At 63.0% G+C, this 19,038-nt stretch carries 19 protein-coding genes; 7 read left to right on the top strand and 12 right to left on the bottom strand.

The window, feature by feature from the left end; translation table 11 throughout:
* Positions 1-56: 56 nt before the first annotated feature.
* The 5 genes from ACTJKE_RS00995 to ACTJKE_RS00975 form a co-directional block, all read right to left on the bottom strand.
* Complete coding sequence (locus ACTJKE_RS00995; RefSeq protein WP_440659857.1) at positions 57-437, bottom strand: cupin domain-containing protein; 381 nt, start codon at positions 435-437, stop codon at positions 57-59.
* A gap of 120 nt (positions 438-557) precedes the next feature.
* Positions 558-2,723, bottom strand: coding sequence for a glycine--tRNA ligase subunit beta (gene glyS / locus ACTJKE_RS00990; protein ID WP_440659859.1), 2,166 nt, complete (start codon positions 2,721-2,723; stop codon positions 558-560).
* 111 nt (positions 2,724-2,834) lie between these two features.
* Complete coding sequence (locus ACTJKE_RS00985) at positions 2,835-4,775, bottom strand: DUF2207 domain-containing protein (protein ID WP_440691107.1); 1,941 nt, start codon at positions 4,773-4,775, stop codon at positions 2,835-2,837.
* Positions 4,776-4,898: 123 nt separating this feature from the next.
* A complete protein-coding gene (locus ACTJKE_RS00980) occupies positions 4,899-6,170 on the bottom strand; it encodes a 3-phosphoshikimate 1-carboxyvinyltransferase (RefSeq protein WP_057250780.1) in 1,272 nt (423 codons plus the stop codon).
* Positions 6,171-6,256: 86 nt separating this feature from the next.
* Positions 6,257-6,805, bottom strand: a complete 549-nt coding sequence (locus ACTJKE_RS00975) for a LemA family protein (protein WP_440691042.1) — start codon at positions 6,803-6,805, stop codon at positions 6,257-6,259.
* Positions 6,806-7,057: 252 nt separating this feature from the next.
* Between ACTJKE_RS00975 and ACTJKE_RS00970 the strand changes: the two genes are divergently transcribed.
* The gene (locus tag ACTJKE_RS00970) at positions 7,058-7,255 is read left to right on the top strand and encodes a hypothetical protein (RefSeq protein ID WP_440659862.1); all 198 of its coding nucleotides are present in this window, start codon (positions 7,058-7,060) and stop codon (positions 7,253-7,255) included.
* On the opposite strand, the gene ACTJKE_RS00965 is transcribed toward ACTJKE_RS00970, so the two are convergent.
* From ACTJKE_RS00965 to ACTJKE_RS00940, 6 genes are all read right to left on the bottom strand, one after another.
* Complete coding sequence (locus ACTJKE_RS00965; protein WP_440659864.1) at positions 7,256-7,807, bottom strand: AAA family ATPase; 552 nt, start codon at positions 7,805-7,807, stop codon at positions 7,256-7,258.
* Positions 7,804-8,760: a glycine--tRNA ligase subunit alpha gene (locus ACTJKE_RS00960; protein WP_058320416.1), complete on the bottom strand. Its 957-nt coding sequence runs from the start codon at positions 8,758-8,760 to the stop codon at positions 7,804-7,806. Before ACTJKE_RS00960 ends, ACTJKE_RS00965 begins: the two co-directional genes overlap by 4 nt.
* Before the next feature lie 127 nt (positions 8,761-8,887).
* Positions 8,888-9,079, bottom strand: coding sequence for a hypothetical protein (locus ACTJKE_RS00955; protein ID WP_113131948.1), 192 nt, complete (start codon positions 9,077-9,079; stop codon positions 8,888-8,890).
* Between the two features lie 131 nt (positions 9,080-9,210).
* Entirely contained in the window at positions 9,211-10,077 is an 867-nt protein-coding gene (locus tag ACTJKE_RS00950; protein ID WP_057250793.1) for a S49 family peptidase, read from the bottom strand.
* 147 nt (positions 10,078-10,224) lie between these two features.
* Positions 10,225-11,013 (bottom strand): tRNA1(Val) (adenine(37)-N6)-methyltransferase, encoded by a 789-nt coding sequence (locus ACTJKE_RS00945; RefSeq protein ID WP_057250794.1) that lies wholly within the window; start codon positions 11,011-11,013, stop codon positions 10,225-10,227.
* Complete coding sequence (locus ACTJKE_RS00940; protein ID WP_057250796.1) at positions 11,010-11,231, bottom strand: putative signal transducing protein; 222 nt, start codon at positions 11,229-11,231, stop codon at positions 11,010-11,012. The genes ACTJKE_RS00945 and ACTJKE_RS00940 overlap by 4 nt, the downstream gene beginning before the upstream one ends.
* Positions 11,232-11,338: 107 nt before the next feature.
* Between ACTJKE_RS00940 and ACTJKE_RS00935 the strand changes: the two genes are divergently transcribed.
* From ACTJKE_RS00935 to moaB, 4 genes are all read left to right on the top strand, one after another.
* Entirely contained in the window at positions 11,339-12,355 is a 1,017-nt protein-coding gene (locus tag ACTJKE_RS00935) for a polyprenyl synthetase family protein (protein WP_058320418.1), read from the top strand.
* Between the two features lie 162 nt (positions 12,356-12,517).
* A complete protein-coding gene (locus ACTJKE_RS00930) occupies positions 12,518-14,359 on the top strand; it encodes a tetratricopeptide repeat protein (RefSeq protein ID WP_057250800.1) in 1,842 nt (613 codons plus the stop codon).
* A 7-nt stretch (positions 14,360-14,366) separates the two neighbouring features.
* Positions 14,367-15,281, top strand: coding sequence for a 4-(cytidine 5'-diphospho)-2-C-methyl-D-erythritol kinase (locus ACTJKE_RS00925; protein WP_440659867.1), 915 nt, complete (start codon positions 14,367-14,369; stop codon positions 15,279-15,281).
* Between the two features lies 1 nt (position 15,282).
* Positions 15,283-15,825, top strand: a complete 543-nt coding sequence (gene moaB / locus ACTJKE_RS00920) for a molybdenum cofactor biosynthesis protein B (protein ID WP_057250805.1) — start codon at positions 15,283-15,285, stop codon at positions 15,823-15,825.
* Positions 15,826-16,116: 291 nt separating this feature from the next.
* Here moaB and ACTJKE_RS00915 read toward each other — a convergent pair whose 3' ends face one another.
* Entirely contained in the window at positions 16,117-16,653 is a 537-nt protein-coding gene (locus ACTJKE_RS00915; RefSeq protein ID WP_058320419.1) for a hypothetical protein, read from the bottom strand.
* Positions 16,654-16,840: 187 nt separating this feature from the next.
* On the opposite strand from ACTJKE_RS00915, the gene ACTJKE_RS00910 reads away from it, so the two are divergent.
* Together ACTJKE_RS00910 and ACTJKE_RS00905 are read left to right on the top strand one after the other, a co-directional pair.
* Positions 16,841-17,998, top strand: coding sequence for a PA0069 family radical SAM protein (locus ACTJKE_RS00910; RefSeq protein ID WP_057250809.1), 1,158 nt, complete (start codon positions 16,841-16,843; stop codon positions 17,996-17,998).
* Positions 17,999-18,245: 247 nt separating this feature from the next.
* Positions 18,246-18,893 (top strand): ribonuclease HII, encoded by a 648-nt coding sequence (locus ACTJKE_RS00905; RefSeq protein ID WP_057250811.1) that lies wholly within the window; start codon positions 18,246-18,248, stop codon positions 18,891-18,893.
* The last annotated feature ends 145 nt before the right edge of the window (positions 18,894-19,038 follow it).

Raw genomic sequence — 19,038 nt, 5'->3', positions numbered from 1 at the left:
CTTCGTCCTCAAATCGAGGTCGATTTAAGGAGACATGCAGTGGGCAGCCACGCGCGTCAGATCCAGCGATCGTTTTCCGCCGTGCGTTCGCCGCCCTCATGGCCGGTGTTGAGGGTGCCGCGCGGCTCGATCAGCAGCATCTTCACCTCGCGCTCCGCATATGGCTTGTGCTCGACGCCCTTCGGCACGACGTACATTTCGCCCGGACCGAGCGTCACCGACCCGTCGTGGAAATCGATGCGCAGTGTACCTTCAAGCACGATGAAGGCCTCGTCGGTGTCCTTGTGATCATGCCAGATGAAGTCGCCCTCGATACGCACGATCTTGAACTGATAATCATTGAGTTCGGCAATGACGCGCGGCTGCCACTGATCGCTGAAGAGCGAGAGTTTTTCGGTGAAATTGATCGGCTTGTAGGTCTTCGTCGCGGTATCCATCGGCTGCCTCCATCTGTGTGATGGAGACAGGATATAGGTCGCCTCACGGCGACCTGCTTGAACGTTTGTGCGGGAGCAACAGCGGATGCTTCCGGCGAGCCGGCAGCCGACCGCTTCGCCTTAGCCTGCGATCTTGGAGAAGTCCGCGACAGTGCCGGTTGCTGAACGGATCAGGCCAAGCAGCGCCAGGCGGTTCGCACGGATCGCGGCATCGTCATCATTGACCAGCACGTCGTTGAAGAACTGATCGACCGGTTCGCGCAGCCTTGCCAGCGCTTCCATCGCCGAACGGAAGTCTTCCTTGGCGATCGCGTTGCGCGCTTCGCCCGAGCCGGTTTCGACGGCCTGGTGCAGCGCCTTTTCGGCATCGAGACGGAAGAGGCCGGCATCGACGGCGTCGGCGACGGTCGTTCCCTTCTTCTCTTCGGCCGCGAGAATCTGGGTCGCACGCTTGGTGCCGGCCAAGAGGTTGCGGCCTTCCTCGTCGGTGATAAAGGCCGTTAGCGCCTCGACGCGGCGGGCAATCATCAGGAGGTCGTCCGAATCCGACGTCAGCACCGCGTCAATCAGGTCGTGACGGGCGCCGAGATCGCGCAGATAGACCTTGAGCCGGTCATGGAAGAAGGAGAGCAGATCGGCGGAAACGTCGCCTGCAAGCGCCGGCTTCTGTGCTCGGAGAGCAACGAGCGCGGCTTCGAAGGCCGGGAGCAACGCCAGGCGCGCCTTGCCTTCCAGGATCAGGCGGATAACGCCGAGTGCCGCGCGGCGAAGCGCATAGGGATCCTTCGAGCCGGTCGGCTTTTCGTCGATCGCCCAGAAGCCGACGAGCGTGTCGAGCTTGTCGGCAAGCGCGACGGTCACCGCCACCGGATCGGTCGGCACGCGATCGGACGGGCCCTGAGGCTTGTAGTGATCCTCGAGCGCATCGGCGACCGACTGCTCTTCGCCTTGAAGCAGCGCGTATTTGTGACCCATGATGCCCTGAAGCTCGGGGAATTCACCGACCGCTTCGGTGCGCAGGTCCGCCTTGGCGAGCACCACGGCGCGGTCGACGAGCTTCTGATCCGCGCCGATCACCTTGGCGAGTTCAGCAGCAAGCGCCCGGATGCGGGCGACGCGTTCGCCCTGCGTGCCGAGCATGGCGTGGAAGGTGACGTTCAGCGCGTCGAGCTTGGCCATGCGCTGGTCGAGCGGCTTCTTGAGATCGAGAGCGAACTTTTCCGCGGACGCTTCCAGCGTTTCGAGATCCGGCAGGTTGCCCTGGTCGCGGTGCCAGAAATGGGCGGCGTCCGAAAGGCGGGCGCGCACGACCTTGCCGTTGCCGTGCACGATCTCTTTACCGCCGTCCTTCGCCTCGATGTTCGAAACGAGGATGAACTTGTTGGAGAGCGTTTCGGCGCTAGGTGCGCGGGTGACGAAGCACTTCTGGTTGGTCTTGATGGTCAGACGGATGATTTCCGAGGGAATTTCGAGATAGGCATCCTCGAAGCTGCCCATCAGCACCTGCGGCCATTCGACGAGGCCGGAGACCTCTTCCAGGAGACCCTCGTCCTCGACGAGTTCCAGCCCGTTGGCGAAAGCGACGTTACGCGCATCGGCAAGGATCATTTCCTTGCGGCGCTCGCCATCGAGAACGACCTTCGCCTTTTCGAGCTTCTCAGCGTAGTCGGCAAAGCGCCGAACCGTAATCGCCTCAGGCGCGTGGAAACGGTGCCCATAGGTAACGTTCGAGGCGACGATGCCGTCGACTTCAAACGGGATCACATGGGTTTCCTCGGTTTCCGAGCCGAAGGTGCAGACGATCGACTGCAGCGGGCGGACCCAGCGAAGCGCACCGGGCTTTGCCGACGCCGCGCCGGAGCGCATCGGCTTCGGCCAGGGGAAATTGCGGATGATGCCGGGCATCGCCTCGGCGATGATCTCTTCGGCCGGACGGCCCGGCTTGACGATGTGAGCGACATAGAAATCGCCCTTCTTCGGATCGCTGTGGACATGCGCCTCGCTGATCGAGGAGAGACCGGCGCCACGCAGGAAGCCTTCGATCGCCTTCTCGTTGGCGTCGGTGCGAGGGCCCTTGCGCTCTTCGCGAATATCGGCGGAGCGGGCGTTGAGGCCACGGATATCGAGCGTCAGCCGGCGCGGCGTCCAGTATTCGCGCGCACCCTCATAGGTCAGGCCCGCCTCGACCAGGGCATCGGTCAGCAGCTTCTTGAGGTCGCCGGCCGCCTTGCGCTGCAGGCGGGCAGGAATTTCCTCGGAGCGGAGTTCGATAAGAAGATCGGGCATGGGAGCGACTTTTTCTGTTCCTGACGGTTGCGGCGGACTTAGCAATCTCTGGCAAGAATGTCACCAAGCCCGTCGATGAATTTGGCGGGATGCCTGCGTTTGGGGCCGGTTTCACCAGCCGCCACCGCCGCCACCGCCGCCACCGCCACCGGAGAAGCCGCCGCCGGTCGAAAAGCCTGACGATGACGATTTGGGCGGGGGTGGCAGGGACGAGGTTATCGTGTCGGCCATCGAACCGGCAAATCCGCCGAGACGGTCGCCGAAGGTGCTCGAGCCGAAGCCGTCGCCGTGATACCAGCTCGGTTGATAGGCGACCGCCGCCGCCGCTCCCGCCGCGGCGGCGAGCAGCCATCGATCGAAGGTCTCTGTCCACGGTTTCTCGACGCCGAGCGCTACCGCATAGGGCAGAAGCGTCTCGAAATGCCGGGGCGACATTTCAGGCGCGCCCTGCATGTTCATCCGGTCCTTTTCGGCGAGCGTCATGTACTGCCTAAGCCCGTCGATACCATCCATCATCCGCGTGCCGAGCGGCGTCGGCGCACCCATCAGGAAGAAGAACAACACGTTGACGAGGACGATGGCGCCGATCACGAACAACAGCGGCAACTCATCGGTTTCGGCTGCCGAGTAGAAGACGGCTGCGAGGATCGCCGAGAAGATCGTGAAGGCCACGAAGCCGATGAAGGCGACCACCACGATCGACATGATCCGGCTCATCAGGCTCTTCTCACGGCGCAGCGACTTGCCGAATGAGACGGCGAGGATCGACACGAAGAAGGCGATGAAGACGGGAACGATTACCAGCGGCAGGCTGTCTTCGCTGAGATCGCCGAAGAGGAAGACCGCCGCGACCGCCAGGACCGACAGGACGACCCCGGCGACGATGTAGCCGCTGTTTGCCAGGTAGTACTTGCCGCGATGCTCGCGCTCCATGGCATTGCGAAAATCCGCACCGGTCGCCTGCACTCGTGTGCCATGAGCGCGATCGATCGTGAGCGTGCCGCCGGCCGCATTGACCGCGTTCATGACGGCCGCTTCGCCGGTCGGCAGTTTTTCGTTGCTTCCCTTGCCGGTGGCGGCGATGACGATGGCGTTCTTGAGATCTTCGAGAACCACGTGGCCCTTGACCGCGAGGTTGAGTGCTGCCGCCGACAGTGCGGTCCAGCCTTCGCCGGAAAAACCCTTGTTGTCGATGTAGTTGACCAGCGCCGGCGAGATGCCTTCCGGCGGATCCCAGCGCGGCACCATGACGCCGCGGTCCGGGTCACGCCCGACCCGCAGCCAGGCCTGGCTGTAATAGATGAGGACGAGGACGAGCCCGGCACCGGCGATGACAAGCGCGAGGTGGTCACGCAGCCACCAGGCGTTCTCCTGGCTGGAGGACGGCCTGATGATGCTGCCCTTCGGCATCTTGATGGCGATCGTCAGCCCTTCGCGCGGATCGAGACGGCGGGTGGTGGCGAAAAAGATCTCGCTGCCGTCCCGCGAGCCTCGGGCGTCCTTGCCGGTCGCGCCGTAGCCGCCGGTGAAGAAATCGAGTGCTTCCACCCTAACGCCTTCCGGCAGGGTCACCGTGGCGCTCGCCTCGTCGATCGGGAAGTCCCACTCCGTGCCGGTCACGTTCCAGTAGAGTTCGTCGTGATCGTCGAAGAAACGGATCTGCCGGCCGGTCTCGTAGGTGAACTGGAAGGTATGCTCACCCGGGTCCAGAAACACCTCGGCAGAACCGGTGTAGATGCGGACGCCGCCGCTGATCGACTCCGTGCGGTAGGGCTCCTCCTCGCCATCGCGCTCGACCGATAGCAGCTCGAAGTCGACCTTGCTGCGCTTGCCCTTCGCATCGGTGAAGGTCAAAGGCAGGTCGCGATAGATGCCGCGGCGGATCTTGTTGCCCTCGACCGTCGCCGTGATCGTCTCCGTCACGGTCATCGTGCCGTCCTTGGCGAGGTCGATGACGGAGCGATAGGCGGAGAAGACCTCCTCCGCCCGCCCGATGCCCGCCGTCGCCAGCAAAAGAACCAGAATGGCGAATGCGGCAGCGAGACGGGCCATGCGGATCAAGCTTTCTTCCGGTTGAGGGTCAAGTTCCGGTTGGGGGTCAAGGCGCGGCGATTTGATAAGTTAGAGCGGGATGCGGGCGGAAAACCGCATACACTTTTCCTCATCCGCTCTCGATCACGGCCGGTCGCCGGTGAATTCGACGCCGAGGGATGCGAGCGCGTCCCAATAGGCCGGATAGGTCTTGGCGACGCAGCCAGGGTCCTCGATGGTGATGCCGCGGATCTTCAGGCCGGCAAGCGCGAAGCTCATGGCGATGCGATGATCGGCAAAGGTGTCGATCGATGCCGGCAGGGTCTGGCCGGCAAGACCCGGGTCGGACGAGACGATGAGGTCGTCGCCTTCCTCATGCGCAAGACCCGGCCGGATCGCTGTCAGGCCCAGCGACAGCGCGCGCACGCGGTCGCATTCCTTGACGCGCAGATTGGCGAGACCGACGAAGCGTACCGGCGTGTTGTTGAAGGCGGCGAGCACCGCAATCGTCGGGATCGCGTCTTGCATCTGCGAACCGTCGATGACAGCAGGCAGGTTCGGGAAGCTTGAGATCACTGCATGAGCGCGCGCATCTGGCTGGGAGAAGGCTGTTGCCGGGACGCCGAGATCGATGGCGCCGCCGGTCAGCACTTCCGCCGCCCAGAGATAGGTTGCAGCCGACGCGTCAGGCTCGATGACATAGTCCGCCGCACGATAGCCGGTCGGGGCGACCTGCCAGACGGACGGGCTCACCTGCTCGACTTCGGCCCCGAAGGCGCGCATGGCGGCAACCGTCAGGTCGATGTAACCACGCGCGCCGATCTCGTCGCCGGCAAGCTCGATGCTGACAGGCCCCTTGGCGCCCGGAGCCGCCATCAGCAAGGCAGAGACATACTGGCTGGAAAGGCCGGCATCGATGACGACGCGGCCGGCCGGAAAGCCGCCGGTGCCCTTGACGGTGACCGGCGGGCAGCCGGTCTCGGAGGTAACCTCGACGCCGAGGGCGCCGAGTGCTTCGACCAGCGGCTTGATCGGGCGCTTGCGCATATGCTGGTCGCCGTCGACGACGACTGTGCCATCGACGAGAGCGGCCGCCGCCGTCAGGAAGCGCGTCGCCGTTCCGGCATTGCCGAGGAACAGCGGTGCAGCCGGCGGGAGCAGCTTGCCCGTGCTGGTCACGACGAATGTGGTTTCATCCGGCTCGCTGACCTCGACACCCATCGCCCTGAGTGCATCCGCCATGTAGCGGGTGTCGTCGCTCTTCAAGGCACCCGTCAATCGGCTCGTGCCTTTCGCAAGGCCGGCCAGCAAAAGCGCGCGGTTGGTGATCGACTTCGAGCCCGGCGGGCGCACATGGCCGCGAAGCGGATGGTCGGTCGGCAGGATGGTCAGCTTCTTCATGGTATCGGTGGTCATCGAATAGGTCTCTTGATGCGAATGAGCTGCGGCGGGAGCCCGCGGCCGGGATGTTCGTGGCGATCGGAACCGCGGATGGGAAAAGCTCAGAACTTGACCTGCGGCACCGCGCGATCGGCTTCGTTGGTGATCTCGAAATAGCCGGCTTTGACGAAACGGAAGGCGTTGGCGATCAGGTTCGACGGGAAGCTCTCGACCTTGACGTTGAGATCGCGGGCAGCGCCGTTGTAATAGCGGCGCGACATCTGGATCTCGCCCTCGATCGTCTCCAGTGAGCGCTGCAGTTCGGCGAAATTCTCGTTGGCCTTCAGATCCGGATAGGCTTCGGCAAGCGCGAACAGCTTGCCGAGCGCTTGGGACAGCGCGCCTTCGGCCTGAGCCCGCCCCTCGACATCGCCTGATGGCACGGCTTGCGCCCGGTTGCGCGTGGCGATCACCTCTTCCAGCGTCGACTTCTCGTGCGCCGCGTAGCCCTTCACGGTTTCGATCAGGTTGGGGATGAGATCGGCACGACGCTTCAACTGCACATCGATGCCGGACCAGGCCTCCTCGGCGATCTGCCGCGCCTTGACGAGACCGTTATAGACGAAAACCAGATACAGGATCACGACGACGGCGATTGCCAGACCGATCATAGGGTGCCCTCCAAAATTGCCCGGCCGAGATTAGCACCGGCTTTCAAGCTGCAAAGGCCTTTCTACCGCAATTGCGCGGAGAAACGCATTCCTCCCCAACTGTCGCTGCGAACGGAGGCATTGCGCATACCCCTCGTGAACACAGTGTTCGCGTGCGGCGTCCAATCCCTGTTCCTGCGGGAACGGCAGCATTGCTGACCTTCAGCCATATTCCAATCCAGAGAGCAACTCCTGGAAAACGAAGCTAAGGTCATGAAAACGTTCGCACCCCTCATCAACGCAATCGCCTTCACGGCGCTTTTCGTTGCCTATGCGAACGTGTCCATCGCAGAGGAAAAGCCGGTCGGTGTTCGTCGCGCCTTACAGACCTATGCGGGTCAGATCTACACCGGCGCCTACCCCACGCTGGACCAGGCGAGCAAGGCCGCCGCCATCGTCAAAGTTGTTTGATCAAGCAAGGATACGGCCAGCGATATGCTCGGCGGCCTCATTGGCGCCAAGCGTCGTTACATCGATCTCGACTACCGCGTGACCATTGCCCCGCAGCAATCTGTGTTTGGCCCTAAGGTCCAAAAGGATCGCGGGATCGGTCAGCTTGTTTTGCTTTGACCGCCCGGCCCGTGTCAGCCTCTTGAGATTTTCCTCGACATCGCAATCGATGACCACCGCCACGAAGCGGGCGCCGCGCAGGCGCGCAAGCTCGGCGTAGTCTTCGAAGGCGCGGGTGTCGGAGGCGTCATCCGAGAGCGCATCGGTAAAAACGACGAATTGTTCTGCCGGCGCCCTCGCCAAATGGTCCAACACACTCTCACGGATCGCCGCGCGCAGAGATCGATAGAGCGGTGTGCCGCGCGCAAACAGCGCCTCGGCCGGATTGATCAGCGTGTGGTTGTCGGCAAGCCGCGCGCCCAGCCTTTCGGCCAGATGGCGCGCGATCGTCAGTTTGCCAGTTCCGGGCCAGCCGTTGATGTGAACGACGAGGCCGGACCGTTGCGTGGTCAAGCCGCGTCCCGGTTGAAGTTCGCGCCACCAGCGTCGGTCAGCAGGAAGGCTTCGCCGCAGGCCTTGGCCAGCGTACGGACGCGCAGGATGTAGCTCTGGCGTTCGGTGACCGAGATGACGCCACGGGCATCGAGCAGGTTGAAGACATGGCTCGCCTTGATGCACTGGTCATAGGCGGGGAAGACGCATTTGTGCAGCTGATTGTTGCTGTGATCGCCGGGTGCGCCGGCCGCCAGCAACGCCTGGCACTCCGCTTCGGCATCGATGAAGTGCTGATGCAGCATGGCGGTGTTGGCGTATTCGAAATTGTAGCGCGAATATTCCTGTTCGGCCTGCAGGAAAACGTCGCCATAGCTGATCTTCTCGGCGCCTTCGCGGCCGTTGAAATTCAGGTCGTAGACGTTGTCGACACCCTGGACATACATGGCCAGGCGCTCGAGACCGTAGGTCAGTTCACCGGAGACCGGCGAGCATTCGATGCCGCAGACCTGCTGAAAGTAAGTGAACTGCGACACTTCCATGCCGTCGCACCAGCATTCCCAGCCGAGGCCCCAGGCGCCGAGCGTCGGGCTTTCCCAGTCGTCCTCGACAAAGCGGATATCGTGCAGCAGCGGATCGAGGCCGATCGCCTCCAACGAGCCGAGATAGAGCTCCTGCAGGTTGGACGGGTTCGGCTTCAGGAGCACCTGGTACTGATAGTAGTGCTGCAGGCGGTTCGGGTTTTCGCCGTAGCGGCCGTCGGTCGGGCGACGCGACGGCTGCACATAGGCGGCACGCCAGGGGCGCGGACCAAGCGCGCGCAGGGTCGTTGCCGGATGGAAGGTACCGGCGCCCACTTCCATGTCGTAGGGCTGCAGGACGGCGCAACCCTTGTCGGCCCAGTAGTTGTGCAAAGTCAGGATCAGGGCCTGAAACGAGCGCTTCGGGTTCATATGATCGGGCAGAGTGGTCATGGATCGCGTCCGGATTTCTTCATAAAAATTGAGCCGGACAGGTGCCACGCCTGATGAGAAGGGTCAAGCAACTACAGCGCCGGCCCGCCAATTAGACGCGCCGGAGCCTCCGCGCCCTTTGATCTCGCTACTCGTCGTCGCGTTTCAGCCTGTACTCACCGGTCTCCGGATCCTGGACCAGCGTGCCCTGCGCCCCGGTCCGCTCCTCGCGGCGGGTCTGTTCACGCTGGCGCGTCAATTTCTGCGCGTCGGCCACGAACTTGCGATAACCGAGCCAGAAGATGAAACCTGCGATCAGGAGCAGGATGAGTTGCGGCATTTTTCCTCCAAGGCCATGGCGCGCGGGCTAGGGCGTTTCCGATCAAAGGAGCCGGTGAACGCCCTATCTCATTGTTTCTACGCGATTCCGGGTGCGAAACCGTCTTACAATTTCGCTGGAATTGCTTGGGCTCAAAGCCCGAACCGCGCCCACAATGCCCTTTCCTCGATTGCTTCGGCAAGACCCGCTGCCGCCGACGCCGCCAAGGGCTCGACAAGGGCGCCGGCAACGGCCGTGCCGGTCTGCCGTCGGCCGAAAAGGCTGCGCACCGGCTGGATGAGTTCTAGCCGCGCCTTGTCGCCGTAACGCTTCTTCACCTCGCCGCGCAGATCGCCAAGACCGTCGATTAGCCCCAGCTCCAGCCCGCGCCGGCCAGTCCAGAAAAGGCCGGAGAAGATATCCGGATCATCGGCGAGCATCTGTCCGCGACGCGCCTTCACCATCTGGATGAAGGTATCATGGATGTCGAGCTGCAGGTTCTTCAGAAACGCGATGTCCTGCTCCTTTTCCGGCTGGAACGGGTCGAGCATCACCTTGTTTTCGCCGGCGGTATAGACGCGTCGTTCGACGCCGATCTTCTTCAGCAGCTCCGGAAAGCCGAAACCGCCGGAAACGACGCCGATCGAGCCGACGATCGAGGTCGGATCGGCGATGATCTCATCGCCGGCGAGTGCGATCATGTAGCCGCCGGACGCTGCAACGTCCTCGACGAAGATCAGGACGCGCTTCTTCTTCTCCTGGGCGAGGTCCCGGATACGCTGATAGATCAGGCGCGACTGCACCGGGGAGCCGCCGGGCGAATTGACGGAGATCGTAACCGCAGGCGCTTCCTTGATTGCAAAGGCCTTTTCCAGAAGCGGTGCCGCCGTTGCCAGGTTGAGCGCCGGCCGGAATTGCCCGCCGCCAGCCATGATCGCACCGTGAAGCCGGACAACGGGGATCGTCACGCCTTCCCTGCGAAATCGCCTCGGCAACAACCGTCTCAGGAACGCCTTCATTTCAACTCCTGCCTACTGGATCGCTTTGGAGCAGCGTGAGGAAAACGGCATGGCACCTTTCCTCATGCCGCTCCGATGGCCAAATGTATTGGCCCATCCATGGCATGTATGCACTGCCACGACAAACGCAATGCCGCATACGGTAAATCAGCGGCGGCGATAGGCGGCACGACCGTTGTTGAGATCGTCGACATGATCAGCGAAGCGATGCCCCTCCTCATGCATGACGAGTGGCGCGCGCAACACCAGCCGCTTGCGGCTCTGCTTGATCGCCGTCACCAGGATGCGCACGGCGTTTTCGCCGACGCGCGGATGCAGCGCCGTGATCTCGATGCCGCCGAAGCGGCGGCCGCAGGCGGCGATGATCTCGGCGATCGATTCCGGCCGGGCAATCAACGACAGTTGCCCGCCCGGCTTCATGATCGCGCCAGCCGTCTTCACCCAGACCTCGAAGAGCCCGTCGCTCATCGCATGGGCCTCAGCCTTGAGGCTGTCCGGCGTCTTGCGATCGGAAGCGTCGTTGAAGGGCGGATTCATGATCACGTGGTCGAAGCTGTCATCCGCCAGACCCGCCGCGACACGCGCCTTGCCGGCAAGCGAGACATCGGCCTCCAGCACCGAGACCCGCGAAGCAAAGCGGGCATTCTCAGCCAGCAGCAGGCTGCGACGGGCATACTCCGCCATGATCGGTGAGCGCTCCACCAGCACCACCTCCGCAGCTGCGATCCGCGAAGCGACGGCCATGCCGGCGGCGCCCGCACCGGCGCCAAGATCGGCGATGCGGCAGGGATGATCCGAGGAAACGAGCGATGCCAGCAGCATCGCGTCCATGCCCGAGCGATGTCCCTGCCCCAGCGGCTGAACGACATGGAACTTGCCGCGATGGAAGGCATCGACGGTTTCGGTTGCGGCCGCCAGCACTGGGTCCGAGTTCACGACCGCAACTCCGCCTCGAGCCCGGCGTCGATCAATATCCGCCGCGCGGCTTCCGCGTCCTCGTCCGCGACCAGAAAACGGCGGGGCAGCAGGCCGAGCGAGCCTTCCAGAATGCTCATCCCCTGATCGGCGATGAGACTTGCGATGCCGGCATCCTTCATCAGGCTCTCGGCAAAGGAGAGCACGACGGCATCGTTGGTACGGATCAATTCCTTCATCCGGCGGTTTTTCCTGTCCTATTTCAGCAAGCGGGACAATTCGCCTCTTGCCGCACGGGACACCCCTTCCTATTGTCGAAAGCGACAATGAAAACAGGAGTCCCGGTGTGGGCGTAGTGATACCGCTGGAAGACAGCAAAAACAAACAGGCGTCCGTTAAGCCGCTCGTCGACCTGACAGCGCCGGACATGGAGCGCGTCAACCAGCTCATCCTGTCGAAGGCCGGTTCCGACGTTCAGATGATTCCCGAAGTCGCCAACCACCTGATTTCTTCCGGCGGCAAGCGCCTGCGCCCGATGCTGACGCTCGCCTCCGCCTCGATGTTCGGCTATGAGGGCGACGCCCACGTCAAGCTCGCCACCAGCGTCGAATTCATGCATACGGCGACGCTGCTGCACGACGATGTCGTCGACGAAAGCGACCTTCGCCGCGGCAAGTCCACCGCGCGCACGATCTGGGGCAACCAGGCGAGTGTTCTTGTCGGCGACTTCCTGCTCGGCCAGGCCTTCCGCATGATGGTCGATGTCGGCTCGCTCGACGCGCTCGACGTGCTCTCGACGGCTGCTTCCGTCATCGCCGAAGGCGAAGTTCTCCAGCTTTCCGTCGCCAAGAACATGGAAACGACCGAGGACGATTATCTCCAGGTCATTCGCGCGAAGACCGCGGCACTCTTTGCCGCTGCCGCCGAAGTTGGACCGATCGTCGCCCAGACGAGCAAATCCGACCGCAATGCGCTGAAATCCTACGGCATGAACCTTGGCCTCGCCTTCCAGCTCGTCGACGACGTGCTCGACTATGGCGGCTCGTCGAGCGACCTCGGCAAGAATGTCGGCGACGACTTCCGCGAAGGAAAGATCACGCTTCCGGTGATCCTGTCCTACCGCCGCGGAACGGCAGAAGACCGGGCCTTCTGGCGCGAGGCGATCGAAGGCGGCGACAGCAGCGATCAGAACCTCGAAAAGGCGCTCGGCCTGATCAAGCGCTACGGCGGCTTGAGCGACACCATCGCGCGCGCCCAGCACTACGGCACGATTGCCCGCGATGCGCTGGCACCGCTGCCGGCGTCCCCCTGGAAGTCGGCGCTCACGGAAGTGATCGACTTCTGCATCGACCGGGTAAGCTGACGGGACCTCAACCCTACCGGGACGACCGACAGGATTTTCTTGCCGCATTGCGCCAAAAAAGCCATTCTGTTCCTCAAGAGTTGCGCTGGGCTATATGTGGCTGACTCCGGAAACAACCCTCAGTGGTGCGCAAGACCGAGCAATCGGCACGAAAGGTTTGACATGCGGCAAATGACGATCCTCCGCCTCCTTAGCGGCGCAGCACTGCTGGCTCTCGCCGCAGTCAGCGGCAGCCACCAGGCCTTCGCGGAAGACAAGGTCGCCGCTGTCGAGGAAAGCGAACCCTTTGACATCAAGACGGTGAATACTTTCGCCGGCGCCTTCCTCGCTGCCCGTACCGCCGATACGGACCGCGACTTCGCGTCCGCCACCGAGCTCTACAAGATCGCGCTGCAGTTCGAACCAAACAACAACGACGTCAAGCAGCGGCTGATGATCACCCTGCTGATGGCCGGCCAGTTCGATGAAGGCGCCAAGATTGCCGAGCAGCTGAAGTCAGACCCGGCCGTCGAGCGCATCACCACCGTGATCCGCGCGATCGAAGCGATCCGCAAGCGCGAGTATCGCAATGCGCAGAAGCTCCTCAACTACCAAGGCCCCAACGATCTCGACCGGCTGATGAACGGCCTGCTTTCCGCCTGGGCGAAGTTCGGCCAGGGCAAGCCGAAGGAAGCGCTGGCACAGATCAACGGCCTGGAGGGCCCCGACTGGTTCCGCGTGTTCAAGAACTATCATGCAGGCGCGATCGCGGTTGCCGCGGGCGACAAGCAGACCGCACGGACCAGGCTCAACGATGCCATTCTGGATCGGGAAGGCGGAAGTGCTGCGCCTGACACCTTCATGCGGGCGGTCGAAGCGCTCGCTCGTTTCGAGGCGCGCGAAGGCAACAAGCAGAAGGCGCTCGATACCGTCGCCGTCGGCGAGAACATGGTCAACAACTACACGCCGCTGCAGGCGCTGAGGACCGACATAGAGAACGGTGTTCCGCAGGAACAGCAGGTCAAGAATGCCAGCCAGGGTGCTGCGGCCGTGCTCTTCTCGATTGGTGCTGCGCTCAATCGCGACGGCGCCGAGGATATCGTTTCGCTCTATCTGCAGACCGCCCGCCGGCTCGACCCCGACAGCGCCGACATCCTCGTGATGCTCGGCGGCATCGCCGAAAACCTGAAGAAGCCGAACGAGGCGATCGAGCTTTACAAGGCTATCCCGGAGACCTCGCCGATGCGGCGCGTCTCTGAACTGCAACTCGGCCTGAGCCTGGCCAGCATCGGGAAAGTCGACGAAGCGAAGAAGCACCTGAAAGCGCTGATCGACGTCGATCCGAAGAACATCCGCAACTATCTCGCCTATGGCAGCGTGCTCTCCGACGCCAAGGACTACAAGGAGATGGGCACGCTCTACGACCAGGCCGTCGAACAGATCGGACCGGTGCCGAAGCGCAGCGACTGGACCGTGTTCTTCCAGCGCGGCATTGCCTACGAGCGCCAGAAGCTTTGGGACAAGGCCGAACCGAGCTTCAAGAAAGCGCTGGAACTCAACCCGGACCAGCCGCAGGTTTTGAACTATCTCGGCTATTCCTGGGTCGACATGAACATCAATCTCGACGAAGGCCTCGAGATGATCCGCAAGGCGGTCGAACTGAAGCCCGACGACGGCTACATCGTCGATTCGCTCGGCTGGGCCTATTTCCGCATGAACCGCTTCGACGATGCGGTGGTGGAACTGGAAAAAGCGGCTGAACTGATGGCCGGCGACCCGACGATCAACGATCACCTCGGTGACGCATACTGGCGCGTCGGCCGCAAGCTCGAAGCGGTGTTCCAATGGACGCAGACGCTTGAGCTGAAGCCCGAGGAAGCCGAGATCCCGAAGATCAAGGCGAAGATCGAAAACGGCCTGCCGCCGCTGAAGGAAGAGGTTCCGGCCTCCGCCGATGCCAAGGAAACCGCGCCGAAGAAGGTGACCCCGGAAGCGGAAGCGCCGGCGCCGGACAAGAAGTCCTGATCGATCCATGATTGATGACGGCATCGCGGGCTTCACGCTGACGCGCGCGGCGCCCGCAAAGATCAATCTGGCGCTCCACGTCGTCGGCCAGCGGGCCGACGGCCACCACCTTCTCGAAAGCCTCGTCACCTTTGCCGATCGCGGCGACAGGATCGGCTTTGCATCGGCAGACGCCGACCTCTTTACCGTATCGGGGCCCTTTGCCGCAGAACTGCCCATGGATGCCAGCGCCCAGGGCGGCAATCTGGTCCTAAAGGCGCGAGACGTCCTGCGTGAGGAACTGCGGTCCCGCAACCTCGCCGCTACCGGCCCTGTTCATCTGCATCTCGAAAAGAATTTGCCCCTCGCCTCTGGCATCGGCGGCGGCTCCGCCGACGCGGCGGCGACGCTTCTTGGGCTTCTCCAACTTTGGCACGCCGCGATCGAACCCTCCCGCCTCGATGCAATGGCATTGGCGCTCGGCGCCGACGTACCGATGTGCCTCGCCGGCATTCCTCTCGTGGCGAAAGGCATCGGTGAGGACATCACGCCGCTTGCCGACCTTCCATCCCTGCCCCTCGTACTGGTCAATCCGCTCGTTGCCGTTTCGACGCCGGTGGTGTTCCGGACGCTCCCGAACAAGACCAATGCGCCGCTCGTTTTGCCTCAGGCTTCGGGAACGCTCGACGCGTGGCTGGCGGCAATGGCAACGATGCGCAACGATCTGCAGCCGCCGGCGCAGCAGCTGCAGCCCGTCATCGGCGACGTCTGCCAGTCGCTGATGGAGGCCGGGGCCCTGCTGGTTCGGATGTCGGGCTCAGGCGCCACTTGCTTCGGCATTTTCGACAACGGTGAGCGTGCGGCTGCGACAGCGCGTACTCTTTCGGAGGCGCAGCCCGGCTGGTACGTTCTCGCCTGCAACACGATAGGAAGAGGCAAGTAGAATGGCTGGCATCGACGAAAAACGCCCCTTCGTTCCCGTCGGAATTGCTGTCCTCACGGTGTCCGACACCCGCACGCTCGCCGACGACAAATCGGGCGACACGCTGGAGGCGCGGGTGCGCGACGCAGGTCATCGCCTGGAAGCGCGCGCGATCGTGCCGGACGATCGGGCGCAGATTTACGACCAGGTGAAGGCCTGGACGCTCGAACCGACGATCGACGTGGTGATCACGACCGGTGGCACGGGCTTCACCGGCCGGGACGTGACGCCGGAGGCGCTGGAGCCGCTGTTCGAAAAGCGCATGGACGGCTTCTCCGAGGTTTTCCATCGGATCTCCTACGAGAAGATCGGCACCTCGACGATCCAGTCACGCGCAACTGGCGGCGTTGCCAACGCCACCTTCATTTTCGTTCTGCCCGGCTCACCCGGCGCCTGCCGCGATGCGTGGGACGGCATATTGAAGCAGCAGCTCGATTACCGGCACATGCCCTGCAATTTCGTCGAGATCATGCCCCGGCTCGACGAGCACCTCAAACGCGGTTAAGCCCGGATCCTCCACGTCCCATCGCACTTTCGGCCCGTCTGTTACCTTTGGAACTGACAGCCATTTTTCGTGCCTTTAGCGTCCGATCATCAGCCCACCGAAGATCGGACGCCGCACGTTTCTCTTCAGGCTGCAAAGACGCCTCCCCGCCGATATCCCCGGGCGGGGAGAACAAGGGGATACGACGTGCAGCCAGAATGCTGCCCGGCAAGAAATTTACCAGACAAGGTCATTTGAGAGCCACCTTGAGGTGCCGTCCCCTGGGACTGGCACCTTTTTAGTGCACGGTGGTCAGGAGCGTCCCGGCGTCGGCTTGCTTTCGGTGACGACCCAGGCCGGAACGAGCTCCGTCGAGAGTTTGCGGACCGCCCGGACATTCGTCATGTCGCCGAGGCATCGATTGCCATCGGCCGCTGCGAGCGCATCATGTTTGTTCACCAGGAAACCCGTTTCCAGCGGCTTTCTTCGCCGGATCAGGCGGCGGAAGAACGGTTTGCGGTGCATTCTGGAATCGGAGAAGCGCGCGGGCGCCCTGTTGAGCGAGACGTATTCGGCAAGCTCGTCGATCCACCGGCCGATCGGACGGGCACCGGGTTCGAGCAGCATCAGCCATTCGCCGCGCGCCGAACGCACGACGTCGCCGAGATTCCAATCGACGTGAAAGCGGCAGCCGGCCGCTTCCGCCACACGCGACGAGCCGTCCTTGGAGCCGTGATCGAGGACAATCACATCACTGACGAGGCCCTCCACGGCGCCGGCGACGAGCACCGACAGCGTCTGCACCAGCTCGGCTTCGTTGTCCCGCGTTTCCATGATGATCGTCAGCATAGCCCGTCCTACCGCATCACACTCACAATTGCTACATGCACTGCTGGCTTGGCTGAAAACCAAACCGGGGAGCACGAAACTCCAAACGTACTGCTCCCGCTTTTTGTTCTTGAATTGTTCTCGTATTCGCGATAGGAAAATAATCAGAACAAAACGGGATCAAAGATCTGATTCCGGGGAGATTCCAATGAACGAGCTGTCTCAGATCAGGCAGGGTGCGCTTGCGCCCGCCAATACGGCAGATGTCGCCGAAGCGATGATGAGCGCAACAGGCTTGCGGATCGATATCGACCGCCGCCGCGGACGCGGCGCCGGGCTCAACACGTCCGGCCGCTTCGAGCCGCAGGCGCGGGAAAGCTTCGACGACGGCTGGGAAAGCCTGGAAGATCTGCCCCCCTTCAAGACCGAAGTCCAGGTCGAGAAGCCGCGGACGGTGATCACCCGAAATGAATCTCCCGATATCTCCTTTGACCGTTCGATCAACCCCTATCGCGGATGCGAGCACGGCTGCATCTATTGTTTCGCCCGCCCCACACACGCCTTCATGGGCCTGTCGGCGGGTCTGGATTTCGAGGCGAAGCTCTTCGCCAAGCCGGATGCCGCGCGGCTCCTGGAGCGCGAACTGGCGCGACCGGATTACAAGGTCAGGCCAATCGCCATCGGCACCAACACCGATCCCTATCAGCCGATCGAAAAGGAATGGCGCATCATGCGCCAGATCCTCGAAGTGCTGAGGGACGCCAACCACCCGGTCATGATCGTCACCAAATCGGCGATGGTCACCCGTGACATCGACATCCTCGCGCCAATGGCCGAGAAGGGACTGGCGCGGGTCGGCATTTCAGTCACCACGCTCGAGCGCAAGCTGGCGAGGACAATGGAGCCCCGCGCCGCAACGCCGCCCAAGCGGTTGGAGGCGATGCGTGCCATTGCCGAGGCCGGCATCCCCGCCGGGGTTCTCGTCTCTCCGATCATCCCGGCGCTCAACGACCATGAGATCGAGCGGGTTCTCGAAGCGGCAAGGACGGCCGGTGCGACGGAGGCGAGCTATGTGCTGTTGCGCTTGCCGCTCGAAGTCAGCCCGCTGTTTCGTGACTGGCTTCTGCGCAACTATCCGGACCGCTACCGCCACGTCATGTCGCTCGTCCGCTCCATGCGTGGCGGCAAGGACTATGACGCCGAGTTCGGCAAGCGCATGAAAGGCGCCGGCCCCTATGCCTGGCAGATCGGCCGCCGCTTCGATCTCGCCACCAAGCGCCTCGGCTTCAACCCGACACGCCGCCAGCTTCGCGACGATCTGTTCGTGCCGCCGCTCGGAACGGGGGTGCAGCTCTCGCTTCTTTGAAGGTTTTCCGGAATGGCCTGCGTGATGGCTGTTCCGGGTTTGTGGCCAGCGATAGGCACCGAGGATGCCCGGGGGCAATGGGGGAGTTTTCGTTACCGCCCCTCAGGCAACCCGGTGTGAACGCTAGAAGGTCGCAAAACAGTTCCGGTGCCCCGCCCCCGCCTGGGGCATCGGCCATCCCCCCGTCCGCCGCCGCACTCGGACCTGGGGGCTTGAAGAGAATCGGTCGATCATGCGAATTAGACTTATGTCTCGCAGGTCGTCCGATTCTCCCCTTTTTCCCGATATCATCGAAGCACCCGATTTCAGTTTTGAACTCTCGGCAAGAGGTGATGGATTCTGGCCGGTCGCCGGCGCCGATGAAGCTGGTCGCGGCCCGCTCGCAGGACCGGTCGTAGCGGCTGCGGTCATTCTCAATCCCGACGCCATTCCCGAGGGCCTCGATGACAGCAAGAAGCTCAGCGCGCAGGCGCGCGAGAAGCTGTTCGACGAAATCCTCGCGACATCGGAGGTATCGATCGCCTCGGCCTCGGCCGGCACGATTGATGCCACGGATATCCGCAAGGCAAGCCTGGAGGCGATGCGACGCGCAGTGGCGGGTCTTCCCTCGACCGTACGCTTCGTACTCGTCGACGGCCGCGACGTGCCGCCCGGGCTTTCATGCCATGCCAAGGCAGTCGTAAAGGGCGACGCACGGTCGCTATCGATTGCCGCCGCTTCGATCGTCGCCAAGGTTACGCGCGATCGCATGATGGCTCGCGCCGACCTCGCGCATCCCGGCTACGGCTTCGCGCTCCATGCCGGCTACGCGACCGTAACCCACCGGCGCGCCATAGAAACGCAAGGTCCCTGCGCCCTGCACCGCATGAGCTTCCGGCCCCTGCGGCAGGATTAATGGCGGCTGAACGGTTCTTGGGAGCGCCGATTCTAGCTCGCCAGCTTGCAGAAGAAATCTTGTCTGACACAACAGCGCGTGCCCATAGGGCCACGCGCCGATGAATATGCGCGCGTAAAGTTTTATCGGCGTCACCGGCGCCTCG

Source organism: Ensifer sp. 22521, from assembly GCF_052044795.1.
In the GTDB taxonomy this organism is placed as follows: Bacteria; Pseudomonadota; Alphaproteobacteria; order Rhizobiales; family Rhizobiaceae; genus Ensifer.
Note: the sequence above shows the minus strand (reverse complement) of the source record. Positions and strands in the feature narration are given on the sequence as shown.